14 protein-coding genes are annotated in these 17,204 nt (G+C 42.7%); 7 read left to right on the plus strand and 7 right to left on the minus strand.

Annotated features, from left to right (window positions below):
* Positions 1 to 163: 163 nt before the first annotated feature.
* The 3 genes from HMPREF9969_RS05230 to HMPREF9969_RS12815 all read left to right on the plus strand — a co-directional run bounded on the left by HMPREF9969_RS05230 (position 164) and on the right by HMPREF9969_RS12815 (position 3,859).
* A complete protein-coding gene (locus HMPREF9969_RS05230) occupies positions 164 to 2,221 on the plus strand; it encodes a TonB-dependent receptor (RefSeq protein ID WP_009434806.1) in 2,058 nt (685 codons plus the stop codon).
* A gap of 28 nt (positions 2,222 to 2,249) precedes the next feature.
* On the plus strand, positions 2,250 to 3,458 hold the full coding sequence (locus tag HMPREF9969_RS05235) for an MFS transporter (protein ID WP_009434869.1): 1,209 nt from the start codon (positions 2,250 to 2,252) through the stop codon (positions 3,456 to 3,458).
* Positions 3,459 to 3,682: 224 nt separating this feature from the next.
* Entirely contained in the window at positions 3,683 to 3,859 is a 177-nt protein-coding gene (locus HMPREF9969_RS12815; RefSeq protein WP_156787945.1) for a hypothetical protein, read from the plus strand.
* A gap of 181 nt (positions 3,860 to 4,040) precedes the next feature.
* On the opposite strand, the gene hemG is transcribed toward HMPREF9969_RS12815, so the two are convergent.
* A complete protein-coding gene (gene hemG / locus HMPREF9969_RS05240; RefSeq protein WP_009434868.1) occupies positions 4,041 to 5,402 on the minus strand; it encodes a protoporphyrinogen oxidase in 1,362 nt (453 codons plus the stop codon).
* Positions 5,403 to 5,473: 71 nt separating this feature from the next.
* Complete coding sequence (gene hemN, locus HMPREF9969_RS05245) at positions 5,474 to 6,838, minus strand: oxygen-independent coproporphyrinogen III oxidase (protein WP_009434876.1); 1,365 nt, start codon at positions 6,836 to 6,838, stop codon at positions 5,474 to 5,476.
* A 202-nt stretch (positions 6,839 to 7,040) separates the two neighbouring features.
* On the opposite strand from hemN, the gene HMPREF9969_RS05250 reads away from it, so the two are divergent.
* The gene (locus HMPREF9969_RS05250; protein ID WP_009434867.1) at positions 7,041 to 7,715 is read left to right on the plus strand and encodes an MgtC/SapB family protein; all 675 of its coding nucleotides are present in this window, start codon (positions 7,041 to 7,043) and stop codon (positions 7,713 to 7,715) included.
* A 263-nt stretch (positions 7,716 to 7,978) separates the two neighbouring features.
* On the opposite strand, the gene HMPREF9969_RS05255 is transcribed toward HMPREF9969_RS05250, so the two are convergent.
* Positions 7,979 to 8,509, minus strand: a complete 531-nt coding sequence (locus HMPREF9969_RS05255) for a GNAT family acetyltransferase (protein WP_009434845.1) — start codon at positions 8,507 to 8,509, stop codon at positions 7,979 to 7,981.
* A gap of 129 nt (positions 8,510 to 8,638) precedes the next feature.
* Here HMPREF9969_RS05255 and HMPREF9969_RS05260 point away from each other — a divergent pair, with 129 nt between their 5' ends.
* The 3 genes from HMPREF9969_RS05260 to HMPREF9969_RS05270 all read left to right on the plus strand — a co-directional run bounded on the left by HMPREF9969_RS05260 (position 8,639) and on the right by HMPREF9969_RS05270 (position 12,414).
* Positions 8,639 to 10,144 (plus strand): glutamine synthetase family protein, encoded by a 1,506-nt coding sequence (locus tag HMPREF9969_RS05260; RefSeq protein ID WP_009434789.1) that lies wholly within the window; start codon positions 8,639 to 8,641, stop codon positions 10,142 to 10,144.
* Positions 10,145 to 10,323: 179 nt separating this feature from the next.
* Positions 10,324 to 11,049 carry a nitroreductase family protein gene (locus HMPREF9969_RS05265; protein ID WP_009434840.1) on the plus strand — a complete coding sequence of 242 codons (726 nt, stop codon included), beginning with the start codon at positions 10,324 to 10,326 and terminating at the stop codon, positions 11,047 to 11,049.
* Between the two features lie 105 nt (positions 11,050 to 11,154).
* Positions 11,155 to 12,414 carry a nucleotide sugar dehydrogenase gene (locus HMPREF9969_RS05270; protein WP_009434928.1) on the plus strand — a complete coding sequence of 420 codons (1,260 nt, stop codon included), beginning with the start codon at positions 11,155 to 11,157 and terminating at the stop codon, positions 12,412 to 12,414.
* A gap of 325 nt (positions 12,415 to 12,739) precedes the next feature.
* Here HMPREF9969_RS05270 and HMPREF9969_RS05275 read toward each other — a convergent pair whose 3' ends face one another.
* The 4 genes from HMPREF9969_RS05275 to HMPREF9969_RS05295 form a co-directional block, all read right to left on the minus strand.
* Positions 12,740 to 13,099, minus strand: coding sequence for a DUF2023 family protein (locus HMPREF9969_RS05275; RefSeq protein ID WP_009434826.1), 360 nt, complete (start codon positions 13,097 to 13,099; stop codon positions 12,740 to 12,742).
* 46 nt (positions 13,100 to 13,145) lie between these two features.
* Positions 13,146 to 13,634: a flavodoxin FldA gene (gene fldA, locus HMPREF9969_RS05280; RefSeq protein ID WP_009434925.1), complete on the minus strand. Its 489-nt coding sequence runs from the start codon at positions 13,632 to 13,634 to the stop codon at positions 13,146 to 13,148.
* A gap of 131 nt (positions 13,635 to 13,765) precedes the next feature.
* Positions 13,766 to 15,853 carry a S8 family serine peptidase gene (locus HMPREF9969_RS05285; RefSeq protein WP_009434821.1) on the minus strand — a complete coding sequence of 696 codons (2,088 nt, stop codon included), beginning with the start codon at positions 15,851 to 15,853 and terminating at the stop codon, positions 13,766 to 13,768.
* Between the two features lie 703 nt (positions 15,854 to 16,556).
* On the minus strand, positions 16,557 to 17,027 hold the full coding sequence (locus HMPREF9969_RS05295) for a DNA-binding protein (RefSeq protein WP_009434911.1): 471 nt from the start codon (positions 17,025 to 17,027) through the stop codon (positions 16,557 to 16,559).
* Between the last annotated feature and the right edge of the window lie 177 nt (positions 17,028 to 17,204).

A 17,204-nucleotide genomic window follows, 5' to 3' on the forward strand; every position in this document is an offset into this window, starting at 1 on the left:
TTAGAAAATATATTAAATAGCGTTTGCCAGCCTGCTGTAATCTCATTCCCTTTGCTTGTTAGCACGAGTTAGACGACTTAATTTCCTTATAAATGAGGATTGTCAGGATAAGTCATCATCCGTACCTTTGCAGCACAAAAACATTTAAATTAAGCCATCTTATATGTTAAATGCCTTATTATTTGCGTCCCTAACTATCAGTGGGGCAGCTGGGATAAACCCAGACTCAACAGCGAACAAGAACGTATCACTTGATGAGATCGTAGTAACTGACTTTAAGCAAAACAAGAGAAACCTAACCTCTACGGCAGTATCAACCATTAGCACTCAGCAATTACAGAACCAGCAGATTGTGAATCTAAAGGAGTTAACGGCTGTGATGCCTAACTTCTATATGCCTGACTATGGTTCGTATGCTAATACACCAGTATATATCCGTGGTATAGGCTCGAAGAGTAAGGGCTCAGCGGTGGGCTTCTATGTTGATGGTGTGCCCCACTTTGAGTCATCAGCATTCAACATTGACCTCAGTGATATTGCCGCCGTGGATGTGTTCCGAGGTCCACAAGGCACTTTATACGGACGTAACTCTATTGCAGGCATTATTAATGTCTATACACATAACCCTCTTGACTATCAAAAGACACGTATCAAAGTTGGTTATGGAAGGTTTAACGACTTCGTTGCACAGGCTTCTAACTATTCGAAAGTGAGTGATCAATTCGGTTTCTCTACCGCTATCTCCTATCATCACAACGATGGTATGTTTACCAATCACTTCCTAAATGAGAAGGCTGACAAGCTGAATGAAGGGGAAGGACGCCTAGGACTCTATTGGAGACCCAACACGAATTGGCTCATCCATCTCAATAGTACGCTCACACTTAGTAAGCAGAATGGGTATCCTTATGCACCTTATGACATTGTAAAAGATGAGCTATCGCCTATCAGTTATAACCGCAATAGCCCTTACAAACGTCTTATCTCTTCTACTGGTTTCAATGTACGATATGAGAACGGACATATTAGTTTCAATAGTCAGACATCTTATCAATTCATCAAATCACACCAAGGGCTAGACCAGGACTTCACCCCAAAGGACATATTCTTCACTGATAATAGCTATCATCAGAATATGTTATCACAGGACATCACCTTAAAGTCGAATGACAAGGGGCGTTACCAATGGATTATTGGCGTGTTTGGTATGTTGCTACATTCCAACCAATTCGCTGAAACGAGCTATTACACGAGGAATTTCTCAACGCCTACTACCTATAAGAACCCCACTACGGGCTATGCAATCTATCATCAAAGCTCATATAATATATGGAGAGGCTTATCAGCAACAGCGGGTTTACGCTTTGATTACGAGCACGCAAAGACGAGTTACAACCAGGAGAAGGTGACGCTTACAACAGGCGCAACGGCTCATGTAAGGGACTTTATTAGTAGTGCTAGCTTCCGCCAATTCACACCTAAGTTCACGCTTCAATATCTCACAAACAAGGATAACCTCTACTATGCGAGTGTCACTAGGGGTTATAAGCCAGGCGGATTTAACACAATATTCAAGACTGATGCCGAGCGTACTTACGCTCCAGAATACAGCTGGAACTATGAGGTTGGAACACGATTGAAGTTCTTGAATGGGCGAATGACAGCCGAGGCTGATTTATTCTACATTGACTGGCGACACATGCAAACGACTTACACTGTCCCTGGTGTGGGTAACGTGATTGCTAATGCAGGGCACACCGATAGCAAGGGTTTCGAGCTTTCAATGGCTTATCATCCAATCAAGAGTTTACAGCTCACAATGAACTACGGATACACCCATGCTCGTTACTTGGAATACAAGAAGAGTGCTAACGAGGACTTCTCTGGTAATAGACTTCCTATGGTGCCTAACCACACGCTATCCTTAGATGGTACTTACACCATTATGCAGGCTGGATGGTTTGATAAGGTGGTATTTAATGCTGGTTTAACAGGTCTCGGTCGTATCTATTGGGCTGATGATAACATCGTCCGACAGAACTTCTATGCAACGCTCAATGCGAAAGTTAGTATCACAAAGGGTATAGTTACATGGGATCTATGGGGTAAGAATCTATCGGGAACTGACTATATGGCGTATGGCTTCAAGATGTCAACGGGTAACTACGCACAGAAGGGTAAGCCTCTATCCTTCGGTACTTCTGTCAGCGTGACATTCTAGGATTAGGGCAGAAAAACCAACGAATCATATGTTCAATAGTATATCTTCAAAGAAACTAAGTCTCGGTACGTTCTTCTGTCTATACATCGCACAGATGGTACCTTCATCCTTTCTCATGACAGCCTTACAGGTAATCATGAGGGAGGGACAATACAGTCTTGCAACCATCGGATTGCTAAACCTCGTCCGACTACCATGGACGATTAAGTTCCTCTGGTCGCCCTTTATTGACCGACATTGCGTAACAGTGGGCGACTACAAACGAACGATTGTCACCACGGAACTGATATATGCCGTTGCACTCTTAGCCACTGAGCTCATCAACGTGCACTCGGAAATTACGCTCGTCATCATCCTCGCCTGCATCTCCATGCTCGCCTCTGCTACACAAGACATAGCTACTGATGCGCTTGCCATACTCGCCTTCAAGAAACACGATCATAGTATGCTGAACAGTATGCAATCTATGGGAGCTTTCGGAGGCGCTGTCATTGGTGGAGGGCTATTGCTCATCTTACTTAAAAGCTATGGTTGGAATGTCGTAGTGCCCTGCCTAGCCTTATTTGTTACGATGATGATCATTCCCTTACTGCTCAATACTCATATCAAAATAGAGAATGAGAAGCCACGAGAGCGTGCCAAGTGGACGGATATCTTCCGCTTCTTTACACGTAAGCAAATATGGCCGCAGATAGGATTCCTAATGCTCTATTACATGGGCATAATAGGTATTCTATCCATGTTACGCCCTTACCTCGTTGATAAGGGTTACGACATGAAGGAGATTGGCTTCCTCACGGGAATCGTTGGTACCACTGCCTCCTTTATTATGGCATGGTTCTCTGGAGTACTCATACGCCGAATCGGAATACATAAAGCACGTATCATCATTGCAGGGCTCATCATTCTGGCACCCGTATATTTCCTTGCAATGACCTTCACCGACTTCAATAAGGTAGCATTCGTCATGGGTATCATTTACATTCAGGCTTGTTACGGACTAGCTACCGTGGTTCTCTACACCTCAGCCATGCGATGCGTTCGCCCTGGCAGAGAGGGTACAGACTTCACGATACAGATTGTAATCAGTCATATAAGCGGGCTGCTCGTTGCCGTACTAGCGGGAACCGTGGCACACCTCTTCGCTTATCGCGGTCTCTACATAGCCGAAACTGCGGTCGCTATCATTAGCCTCATCTATGTACTTATAGCCTTTAGACGGGAGAAGAACTCATAATTGTAACCGAAAATGACACGTACGTGTTACCGAAATGACACATACGTGTAAATGAAATGACTCGTATGTGTTACAGGTGGTAACACATATGTGTCACTGAGCTGACTCGTATGTGTCGCTAAAACGCACTATATTACCTATTCTTAGGTATTGCCGTATTCACCTGTTTTATATACTTTTGCACAGCGAAATATATAACGTTTCAGGATTAATACAAATATCACATGTTAACAAGACTACATTCTTATTTATTGTTGACGGGTACCTTATTATATAGTGCTGCCCTTCCTATTCATGCGCAAGCGCACTCACAAGGAGAACTGCAAAGAGATAGCCTAATGCAAGACTCGCTATCGAGCACCCCGTTCTTACATGACCAGACATTAAAGTCTACTGGGTAGGCGGTTACGACAAGCTCCGCTCATTCCCTGGAGCACCACGAAACATCAAGGCTACGGTGACTTATCGCTTCTAACAAATAGGCAACTAGTATTCTCTGAAATAACAAAAGGGCTGAATCACAATAGGTGATTCAGCCCTTTCCGTATATTCATAAGGCTGTCTAACAGTCCTTTCAACTCCTTATATCGAACTAATCCTATCTGCCATATCCACAGCTTGCTTAATTCTGTCACCCATCCCGATACCATCTTTCAGATTACCTATGATATGCAATCCTGGGTGCGCTTGTTCTATGACGTCAATAGCATGGAGCCTAGCATCTGTTTCGGGCATATATTGTGGGATAGCATGGCTATGTCGATAAATGCGAATAACGTCTGCACGTGTGCCTTCGGGGTATCCTAACATCGTATGAAGAGACTTATTCACTAATTCCGTAAGCTCTTCATCCGTCTTATTGAGATATTCTGGATGGCGAGCACCGCCAATGAAGAACGCATAATTGGCTCCTTCTTTAGGTGAACGACCTTCAAAGCAAGCGGAAGGCATAAGGATTCCCAATACATTCTGGCGTTCTTTAGAAGGTACCAAACCACCAAAAGCATTCCAATGTACACGCCCCGTATTCCTCATTCCCACTCCAATCTCTATTACAGGAGCATAATAAAGGTTGCTTAAATCGTCGAGCTGTTCCTTAGGTAAAAACTCCAATAACTCGGGTAAAGCATAGGCTGGACAAGTGGTAATGACTTGCTCAGCTATTATAGTATTCTCGCCCCAAACTAGTTTCCACTTATCTCCTAACGGCTCTATTCTTAACTCCTTGCAACTCGTTAGGATTCTATCCTCACCTATGACTCTCCCTAACGCAGAAACTAGGTTGCGGAATCCTCCACACGTTGAGAAAACATCCTTCGTTGCACGCTTGTCTCTGGCTGTCTTTGGCTGTTTTGCCAGTGCTATAGAGCCTTTAATAAAGCTACCATACTGCTGTTCTAGCGCATAGAGCTTAGGCAAGGCAAGGCGAGTGGGTAGCTTATAGGGATCGCCAGCATACACACCAGAGAGGAAAGGGTCGACAGCATAGTCCACAAATGACCGCCCTAAGCGTCGTTCAGCAAGGCTTCCAACACTCTCATTAGGGTCTGTTCCCTTTTTACGCCATGGTTCACCAAGGATGCGGAACTTATCCTTCAAGGTGAAGAGCGGGGTTGTGATAGCTGACCAAAGTCCAGAAGGTAATGCATGAAAGCGCCCATCTTTCCATATCAAACGGCACTTAGCAGAACGCTGTGCTACCTCTAGCGCACAATCATCGCCTAACATATCGAAGAGTTCAGCCACCTCTGGATATTTAATAGTACCCGTACTCGGTCCTTGTTCCATAATGAAGCCGTCTATCTCTTCCGTCTGCATGAGTCCACCGATACGCTCAGCCGCCTCCAGTACCACAACATCCTGACCTTTATGACGCAGGTGGGCGGCACAAGTAAGACCAGTAAGTCCGGCGCCAACCACAACTATCTTTCTTTGTTGTTCCATATTATTTATGTTCTATAGAAGCCTCTCGCCCGCTCTTCTCTCAATAAAGTAAGGGTGAGATATAAGGCTTTTTATATCGGTTTTGAGAACTTCTTATCAGTGTCTATCATCATTGGGTCGAGTGCTGCAGCCACTGTTCTAACAAAGGGATTGCCCTCTCCTGTCATCTCCAACGTATGTTCTGTCAAACGAAGAATACCATCACGTTCCATCTCTTGCAGGCGTTCTACATCATAATTGATAGCCCTTTTCACCTCAGCAACAGATATTGCTAAATCTTCTGCAAGATGTGTCCAATCAAGATGATAGTTACACATCAAACGCTCTATGACCTCACGTACAATTCGTTCTCTAGGCGTTAGTTGGTAACCTTTGCGAATAGGTAATGTGCCCTTTGTGACCTCTGCAATATATTCATCTATAGACTTTGTATTCTGGGCATAGGCTGTATCTAACTGACTAATACCTGTTACGCCAAAGGCATACACTTGTCCTGTTGTGCGACGAGTACAATAACCTTGGAAGTTACGATGTAATCTATGCGACCGCAAAGCCTCAGATAGTTCATCATTAGGGAGCACAAAATGATCCAGACCAACACTAAGATAACCTGCCTCATGCAGTACCTCTTTAGCCTTTTGGAACATCAATGCCTTCTCTTCCGCACTAGGGAGACCAGCCTTCTCAAGTATCATCTGGCGCTTAAATATCCATGGGCAGTGACCATAACTAAAGGTTGTAACTCGGTCGGGGCGCATTGCTACTGCACGTTCTATTGTAGTCTTGAAGCTATCCGACGTCTGAAGCGGTAAACCAAAAAGGAAGTCCATATTAAGACTAACGCCTGCGCTACGAAGAATAGCCACTATCTCTTCCGTTGGTAATTCAGAAGGTGTGCGATTAACGAGCCTTAGTACATCCTCATTGAAGTCCTGAATACCCAGACTAAAACGATTAAATCGTGCATCCAACAAGCCTTGCCAGTCCTTTGACGTTAGATAACCAGGGTGACATTCTATGGCGATTTCGGGCTGCTCTATCGTTGAGAACAGAGATAGTAAATGCTCATTTAGTTCCTTCAAAACACTCACTGGCATAGCAGTTGGACTACCACCACCATAATGAATCTGCGATATACACCTACTCTTATCCAAGTGGGCTGCCACGAGATCTATCTCTTTATGCAACGCTTGCACATATTCTGCAACCCGCTCTTCCTTAGCCATTGGATAGGAATTACAGCCACAATAATGGCAAAGACGGCGACAGAAAGGCATGTGGAAATAGAAGGAAAGGTTCTTTTCACGCACCTCATTGCTATAATCAACCTCTTTCAGATACTCTTCTCCTGTAAAAGGACGGAAGAAGTTAGCGGGAGGATAACTCGTATAACGAGGTACAGACACATTGTATTTATCAATTAGTTCTTGCTTCATTCGTCGAAATAAATTATCCGACAAAGGTACGGATAAGCCTTAACATAAACAATCCTCATTTATGAGGAAAGCGTTTTACACTTCAATCCTAGGATAACCCGACAAGGGTTAAAGGCGTATTTTTTCGCAAAGAAAGGCGTAGGTTACATTATTATTTTTGTATTTTTGTGCCGAAGACCTATTTACTTAAAAGATAAACATCATGAATATAACAACTTCTGAGTTCATATTACGGCTGTTTATAGCAGCTATGTTGGGTGGAGCTATCGGACTGGAACGTGAATATCGTGCGAAAGAAGCAGGCTTTCGAACGCATTTCTTAGTAGCGTTGGGCAGTGGTTTGTTTATGGTTCTATCCCAATTCGGATTCAGTGACGCTCTAAGTATGCACGAACATGTATCACTCGACCCCAGTCGTATTGCGTCACAGGTAGTCACAGGAATTGGTTTTATTGGCGCAGGTACGATTATCTTTCAGAAACATGTAGTGAGAGGACTCACCACAGCGGCTGGTTTATGGGTGACATCTGCCATTGGTATGACCGCTGGAGCTGGTATGTACGTGCTCTCTATCGCAACAACTATCCTCGTTATCCTATGTTTGGAAGCCCTTTATTTCATCTTACAACACTTCGGAACACGCAATATTAGTGTTACGTTCAGCACTCCGAAAGAACAGAATATAAAGCTTGTTCTACAGCAATTACGTGAGAAAGAGGTGATAATAGACTCTTATGAGATGAATCGCAAAGACACTTCATCGGGTCATTACTACCTAGTTACGATGGAGATGAAGGTGAAGCGAAACCATTACCAAAGTCATTTGCTCAACTTTATGGCAGAGTTTAAGGACGTGACGGTAGAAACAATGGAATAGAGAAGAAGCCTCACCCCCACCCCTCTCCGAATGGAGAGGGGAGTAAATAGCCTCATTTCAAATAGAACAAACAACCCGTTTACTTGTCAACTCGTAAACTTGTTAACCTAACAAACACCCCATTTACTTGTCTACTCATAAACTTGTCAACCTAACAAACACCCCATTTACTTGTCTACTCATAAACTTGTCAACTCGAAACCACCATCTCCAGAATCTGTACAAGAGGCTTGTAATACCATTACAAAGCACTTGGAGAAGTATTACAAAGCACTTGTAATCTTCTGGAATGCCATTCGGCTGTCTCCACTTTGTAAGTAAATGACACCACAATAGGCAAAGCCTAACCGAGACAAAGCCTTTTGCATGGGGTGATTATCAGCATGAGTATCTATGCGAAGGGCATGAGCTACGGAAGAACAATAGGCGATGATGTCCACCATAATACCATGAACTCCATCCATAGAAGCCACTCGATGGATAACATAATACGGACTATCATCCAACCAATGACCACCCTCTATATAAGAATAGGTGGGCTCTGGTCCTGGCAAGAAAGCAAAAGTTGCAATAGGAATATCATTCTCACAAAGCAAGAAAGAGCCGTTTCGCTGTATATCCTGCTCTATTGTCTGTTGCGCAGGATAGCCCTTTCTCCACTGATTAAGATTACCAGCTGCTATCATCTTCTCCCTTCCCTGCCGCAGAAAATCCATAATAATTGGTAAGTCTTCCATGCTTGCTTTGCGAATAGTTCGCCTATAAGAATGGTGCTCAAAATCTATATTCTGCATACGATTATGTCACTTTTATAAAACGTTAATACAAAGATATGAAGAAAACATCAAAGATAATTGCGAATGAGAGAATTAATATGTATTTTTGTCCACAGAATCGAATACTAACTTTAACAAGCATAGACAATGGAGAATAACCTTACTTTGCGTTCAGCTAATAGGCTGGAGGCGCACCTTAAAAAGAATGCACACGAGTTTACAAAAGATGACATCAAGCAGGTTGTAAGTGACTTGAACATCAGAATGATAAACTTTATGTATCCTGCTGGTGATGGTCGATTGAAGACCTTAAACTTTATGCTTCACTCACCAGAGTACTTAGAGACAATCCTAACTAGTGGTGAACGTGTGGACGGATCGTCACTTTTCAGCTTTATAGCTGCAGCTAGTAGTGACCTTTATGTTATGCCTCGTTTCTCAACGGCATTCATTGATCCGTTCTCAGAAATACCTACTCTTTGTATGCTCTGCTCATTCTTTGATCGTGACGGAAAACCTCTCGCATCATCACCCGAGCACACTCTTTGCAAGGCAATGGCTGCCTTTAAGAAGGTTACAGGCATGGAGTTCCATGCAATGGGAGAGTTGGAATACTATGTTATCCGCGATGATGAAGGTGTCTTCCCGGCTGATGATCAACATGGATATCACGAGAGTTCACCCTTCTCTAAGGGTAATGACTTCCGTATGCGTGCGATGCAGTTGATTGCAGAATGTGGTGGAAAGATCAAATACGGGCACTCCGAAGTGGGCAACTTCGTTGAGAATGGACGCTGTTATGAGCAGAACGAAATAGAGTTCTTGCCTGTTCCTGCCAATGAATGTGCCGAACAGTTGCTCATTGCTAAGTGGATTATCCGTAGTCTTGGCTATGAAGAAGGACTCGATGTAACCTTTGCTCCGAAGATAACTGTGGGTAAGGCTGGTTCAGGAATGCACATCCACATGCGCATAATGAAGGATGGAAAGAACATGATGTTAGATAATGGTAAGTTGTCATTGGACGCTCGCAAGGCTATTGCTGGTATGATGGATCTGGCAGAGAGTATCACTGCCTTCGGCAATAAAAACCCAACATCTTACTTCCGCCTCGTGCCACATCAGGAAGCTCCAACGAATGTTTGCTGGGGTATGAGCAATCGTTCTGTACTTGTTCGTGTGCCTTTAGGTTGGACTTCTGGTGAAGATATGTGCCATAAAGCCAATGAGATTGAGCCACTCACACAGCGTGATTACTCTGGTAAACAAACTGTTGAGATGCGTTCACCAGACGCTTCTGCTGATATCTATCAGCTTTTGGCAGGTCTTTGTGTTGCTTGTCGTCATGGTTTCGAGATGGCAAATGCAGAAGAAGAAGCCGAAAGAACCTTCGCAGATGGTGATATTCACGATCCAAAGAATGCCGAGCGTTATGCCACCTTAGCACAATTACCTGATAGTTGTGCGGCGTCAGCTGATTGCTTGGAGCGTCAACGTAAGGTTTATGAAGAGCATGATGTATTCTCTCCTGCTATGATTGATGGTATCATCAAACAACTTCGTTCCTTCAACGATCGCACTTTGCGCCAGGATATTGAAGGTAAAGAAATGATGATGGAAAAGCTTGTTCGTCAGTACTTCCACTGCGGATAATACCCATAAATAGGTCTTTCCCTATAGAACGAGTCCCAGATAACAAATGAGTTACCTGGGATTCTCTTTTATTCTAAACGCCTTGATCTTCTCTTGACACATAGACATAAGACTGCAATATATGCTTAACATTGGCACATACTTTGCCTTTCTATATGCAAATCAAAGTTTAAAAGACAATGAGTTTACTGGATATTTTGAATCACAGAAGGGCTGTTAGACATTATGATGTTGAAAAGCCAATTGATAAAGAAGTAGTAAGAAATTGTATAGAACAGGCAACCTTGGCTCCAACAAGTTCTAACATGCAACTTTGGGAGGCTTATCATGTCACGGATAAGAATGTTTTGAAGGAGTTATCCCATGCTTGTTTGGATCAGTTATCGGCACGTTCAGCACAACAGATGGTTGTGTTTGTTACTCGTCAAGATCAATATAAACAGCATGCGCAAGCTGCACTTGCATTTGAAAGAAACAATATCAAGAGTTATAGTCCCGCCGAAAAACAAGAGAATCGCCTAAAGAAACAGGAGATGTATTACGCTAAATTAATACCTTTTCTTTACTCACGTTGCTTCGGATTGTGGGGACTTGTTCGTAAGACATTGGCTCAATGTGTTGGATTATTCCGCCCTATGATGCGACAAGTAAGCGAAGGTGATATGCGAGTTAGTGTACATAAGAGTTGTGCCTTGGCTGTTCAGACTTTCATGTTAGCTATGAGTGAGGCTGGCTATGACACCTGTCCTCTTGAAGGGTTCGATAGTCTTTTGGTGAAGAAAGCATTAAATCTTCCTTACAACGCAGAGATTAATATGGTCATTACCTGTGGTATCCGTGCATCTGATGGCGTATGGGGTGCCCGTTATCGTCGTCCTTTCAAAGAAACATATCACCACGTTTAAGAACTCATTCGATACATGTCTATAACGGAAGAATAAGTTTTTATCATCTTCTTTTATGCTTTCCAGAGAAAAGAAGTATCTTTGCAAATAATCTGAACAATAGACATGGATAAAGATATAAAAGACTTAAAGATTGCTGTTGCTGGGACTGGTTATGTCGGTCTCAGCATTGCTACGTTATTGAGCCAGCACCATCGAGTAATGGCTGTTGACGTAATAAAGGAGAAGGTTGAGCTGATTAACAATCGTCGTTCACCGATTCAAGATGATTATATTGAGCAGTATTTGGCTGAAAAGGAACTGAATCTTACAGCTACGATGGATGCAGAGACGGCTTATAAAGATGCCGACTTTGTAGTCATCGCCACACCAACAAACTATGATCCTGTCAAGAATTACTTTGATACACGTCATGTGGAAGAAGTCATCGAAGTGGTGAAGGAGGTAAATCCTAATGCCATCATGGTGATTAAGTCTACCATTCCTGTGGGCTACACCGAGAACATTCGAACGAAATATAACTGCGAGAATATTCTCTTTGCACCAGAGTTTCTGCGTGAGAGTAAGGCTTTATATGATAATCTTTATCCTAGTCGTATCATCGTTGGACGCCCAGAAGGTAACGAGCGACTCGATCGTGCCGCTCATCTTTTTGCCCAATTATTACAAGAAGGAGCTATCGAAGAGAATATCCCTACCCTCTTCATGGGGCTTACTGAGGCTGAAGCCGTAAAGCTATTTGCCAATACCTACCTTGCATTACGCGTAAGTTATTTCAACGAATTGGACACTTATGCAGAAGTGAAAGGACTTAACACATCGAACATTATCCAAGGAGTTTGCCTCGATCCACGCATCGGCTCCTTCTATAACAATCCATCATTTGGATATGGTGGATATTGTTTACCAAAGGATACGAAGCAGTTGCTTGCTAATTACGCAGATGTTCCCGAGAATCTTATCCAGGCTATCGTAGAAAGCAATCGCACACGTAAGGACTTTATTGCTGACCAAGTATTACACACAGCTGGTTACTATGATTATTATGATCGAGGCGATTATAACCCAGAAGAAGAGAAGGAATGTGTTATCGGAGTATACCGACTAACGATGAAGTCGAATAGTGATAACTTCCGCCAAAGTTCTATTCAAGGAGTCATGAAACGCATAAAAGCAAAGGGAGCACAGGTCATTATCTATGAGCCAACACTAGAAGATGGTGCCACATTCTTTGGTAGTTTGGTAGTCAATAATCTTGATGATTTCAAGCAACGTTGCCATGCAATCATTGCGAATCGATATGACAAATGCTTGGATGACGTAAAAGAAAAAGTCTATACAAGAGATATTTTCAGACGGGATTAATACTCCTTTCTCCCCCGAAATAGCAAGCACCAAGTGAGTAATCATTTGGTGGTTTTTCATTTTTGCAGTCACGCTTATCACACACAATAGTCTAATTTCATCCTAAAGAATAATGATTTAAACACAAATTCTTATATATACGAATGGGAAATACCATTCCTACAAAGGTATCCAAGCCTAAGATATTCATTTATTCGATCTTTCAAAGGAAAGATAAAAGCCTTAAATACTAAAAGGGCTTATCTCACGACAAGCCCATTTATAATACAAAAACATTATGAAATAATTTATTTCGCGAACAAGATTATCACTTAATAATTATGGCTTATGTCGCACATTTGCAAGTACGACACTTGCGCTCGCAGTACCGCTCGCACTGCACACGTATGTCATAACCCAACATTGCACCGAGAATAAAGTCTTCTTCAGGTGATAGTTGGTTAAGGGGTTTCGTTACCATTAACCGAATGGCATCAAGGCATTCCTTGCGTCCGAAGAACAGATTCATGCGATCTTTGCCAACTGGTTGAATGATATAAGGGATATTCTGATGCTCGAGTCGGAGTGTTGCAAATGCCTCATACTTTTTGTTACAAGTATAGAGAACCATCTGTCGAACCCCTTTCTGATACTCATAGATGTGATTCATCAAGACCTTCATATCGGCTGTCATCATATCCGTCATCATAGTTATCCCTTCTATATAATGTAAGATAAATCTTCTTGCTAGATTACAATGCTGGCTTGATAGCCTCTAACCATGCATCGATACGACCTTCTGTTTGGTCATCCTCGTTAACATCATCCAATGCAAGACCAACAAACTTACCATCAACAACAGCCTCGCTATCATCGAATGTATAACCATCTGTTGATACACCTGGGAGGATGTTAGCACCTTGTGCAGCGTCATAAATCTCCTTCATACCACCGCAGAAAGTATCAGAATAGCTTTCAGCATCACCACAGCCAAAGATTGCTACAGTCTTACCAGATAGGTCGGCTTCTTTCAAAACATTGATACCATCATACCAATCGTCCTGTAATTCACCTGCACCCCATGTTGAAGTACCAAGGATAAGATTATCATTCTCTGCTACAACATCAGCATTAAAGTCTGATACGTTAATAGCTTCAACACCTAACTTCTCAGCGATTGTATTTGCAATAGCTTCACATGTACCGGTTGATGAACCGTAAACAACAATTGTCTTCTTCATATTTCTTTTACTGATTTAATTTCTTGTTTGTTTATTATTTACGATTGCAAAGATACGATGAAAAACTATTATCTGCAATACCTAAAAGTAATGGTTTATGCAAAATACCTACTTTTAGGGAGCTGTAAGTTTCACTTTACGAACTTTCTGCCATTCTTTATGTATATACCTTTGGGTAGATTCTCTATCGAAGTACCAACATATCGTCCATCCAAAAGGTATATATGGTCATCTGGCACAACCTTTTCTATCTTCGTAATACCTAATGCTTGTTTGCGCAAAACCTCCTTCAAGCCCTTAGTTACATCTATCTGACCATATCCATAGAGGTTATTAGGATAAGGAAGTGACGTATCATAATGCGTACAAGTCTGCTTGAAGATGTCTATACAATCCGCTGGTGTCAACTTTGGATTAGCCTCTAACCATAGTGCGATAGCACCTGTAACAACTGGAGCAGACATTGATGTACCCGCATTCGCATTCCATGCATACGTGCGACCATTATACTCAAAGTGGCGGACATCACTCTTAATATCATTCTTAGCAGAGCCATCCTCCCTCGTTGGAGCACTAATATAGAACGAGCTATAAGCTGAGATTATATTCTGTCCAGGTGCCATAACATCTGGTTTCACTCTACCATCAAAGGTTGGTCCAACGGCAGAAAAAGGTGCACGAGCACCATGTTCACCATTATTATAAACCTTCTTCTCACCCAAATAGTTTATAAAACTTGTGCGATAGCCTGTCGCTCCAACAGATATGACACATGGTGCACTTGATGGCGAGAAGATACTATGTGTAAATTCACCAGCATTGAGACTTGGATCTAAAGAATTGGTTTGCAGGGCACCAGACATACGATAGAGTTCGATGTCTGCATCCCTCCCTACTAATTGTAAGGATACACCCGTACTCTGTCCTAAAGCGGTAGACTTAATGAGAAAGTCATAGGCTGTCTTTGTGTGGTTATAACTATTTGGATAGGCAAGAACCTTCCACAAATACTTCTTTCCATCAATAACAACAGAGTCTGTAAACAATGAGTCTCGGGCAGCACACACCTTTGTTGTAGGAATATCAAATACTTTCGGACCATTTGCCACATTATATATAGTAGTACGGAAGACAAATGGCTTTACCGATGTACACGTGACAGAAGCCGTATTCGGTTCGCCAACAAGAAAGGTTCCTGCCTTCTCCTGCCCAGCTGGCTTATGTATATAAGAACGCTTTGCACCATTATTTCCTGCTGAAGATACTATGATATGCCCTGGTCCTGTCAGTAACGAGAGTAATTCATAATATAATTGGTCATAACCATGAACATCCTGCGTACTCCCTTCACTGAAGTTTATTACACATGGCTTACGCTGTTGGTCGGCATAATCAAAGATGTATTTAAAACCCAAAGCATCGGTTGCATAAGTGAATTTATAATAGTCTTTTGGATCTATATACTTAACATTATCCCCTGCAGCATTATCCACTAAGACCAAATCGGCATCGTAAGCAATACCGCGATAAGGCGATACCACGCCATTGCCCTCTGCCCCACTTCCTGCAGCTATACCTGCTGTATGCGTTCCATGAGTCTCTGTCAAGCCATCAACGGGGTGCCCAACTTGCAATAAAGCCTGCTCTCCTACATAGTCACGACCTACATAAAGTTCTGTACCAACACTATCCTTTGACAACTGATCCCACATTGCCTTTATGCGATATCTGCTCATATCGGCAGAATAGAAAGTAGGATGTGTCAGATCGAAACCAATATCTTGTACACCCACAACAACGCCTTTACCTGTATAAGCCTGCGAGAAATCCACTCCTTGTTGAGCAGGTAGAGCATTAATCACTACCGCTGTTGTATCCATTTGAACACTGCATCGTTTGCCCGATTCTATCTTAGTTACCTGCTTACAAAGCGACAGTTCTCCTAGTTTATCAAGTGGAATAGCAGCTATACTAATGTCCCCGACACGTGCTAACTCACGACATCCATATCTATGCAAGACCCTCTCCGCATCTCCATTGATACGCACAAAGGCTGTCAATATACGCTGATCTCCAACAGAACGAGTGAGCCGTCTTGTTGTCAATTCATCCACCATTGCTTCCCGCACAAAGGGCGACATCTTATCAAAAGAGGGTCGCTGTGCTTCGAGTTTGCACACTGATAACAAAAAGATGAGGGATAAAAGAATCCTATACATTTATTTCTTATTTGCGGGTTAATCTATTCCTGGCAATATCATCACCATCTCTATTCGTGATTATTCACCTTGCAAAGGAACAAAAAATAAATGAGATAGGCAAAAGATGTTATCCAGCATCCCAAAAAATATGTTATTACAACCTCGTGTTCATCTGTTACTCTGTCTCCAAAACTTATATCATTAAATAATATGTTCTTCTGTCCTTCTGTATAAACCCATGTCACTATAACCCTATGCTCGTATGTTACTCTGTGTCCAAAACTTATGTCATTGAAAAAATATGTCTTTTTGTCATTCCGTCTAAAATCTATGTTACTCTGTCTTCAAAACCCATGTTCTTCTGTCTCACACAAAAGCCCCACCCCGTTAGGCGCCCCCCTCTCTGTAGGAGAGGGGCTTGGGGTGAGGCCGTACCACGGAAGCGAGAGAACCAAATTAATACACTAGTTTTGAAAGACATTAATTTCACAATTAATATAATCGATTGTCTTATTACAGAACGATTGATATCCTGAATCAACCTTAAATGCTCCCGTGGTAAAAAAAGAAAGCCCCCTAAAAGAAAGCCTCCCCAAGCCCCTCCAAAGGAGGGGATGTCCTTATTGCATACAATTTGAAATAACCAAATATATGTGAGCGGACTTTGGGACATCCCCTCCTTCGGAGGGGCTTGGGGAGGCTTTCTTTTGTGGAGGGGGTATTACCCTGCCTGTGGTCCTGGGTGCTCTTCACTCCCCTCTCCTTTTGGAGAGGGGGCGGGGGTGAGGCTTTTTTGCTTCTTCCTCGCAGGATTATCCACATCCACCTGCAACTCCTTTAATGCCTTGCGCACTGGACTCTTCCAGGTCAATGTCAACTTCGGAGCTTTAAGACTCTTGGCACACACATCCTTCTCGTTCTCCTCCATCTTTGAGGGTACGTTCACACGCAAAGAGAAAATGTCGCCGAGGTCTAAGCCTGTTCCCATGCGTGCACAGTCCGAGATAATGTTACGCAGCGTGATGATAACGTTCCGTGCATCACCCTCCGTCAATGAAGTCTCACGAACAATGCGTTCCAACACCATTTCGGGCGAGATCTTTTGTTGACCTTTCGGTACAGCGATATACACCGTCTTGCCCTTCATTTTTCCCATTGTCGCCTTACGAGGCGCAACTTTGAATTCAATCATTTTGATTTGGTTTTTAATTAAACATTAGATTAATATATCAACATCATTTTGATGTCTTTTTTCATGTATTTTATACCCAGCGGTTGGGTCGTCTTGTACCCAGCTGCTGGGTAGCATCGTACCCTGCCCGTTGGGTAGACTCCCTACCCATTCGCTGGGTACGATCGTACTTCTTCG

Source organism: Prevotella sp. oral taxon 306 str. F0472 (assembly GCF_000257925.1).
GTDB classification, from domain to species: domain Bacteria; phylum Bacteroidota; class Bacteroidia; order Bacteroidales; family Bacteroidaceae; genus Prevotella; species Prevotella vespertina.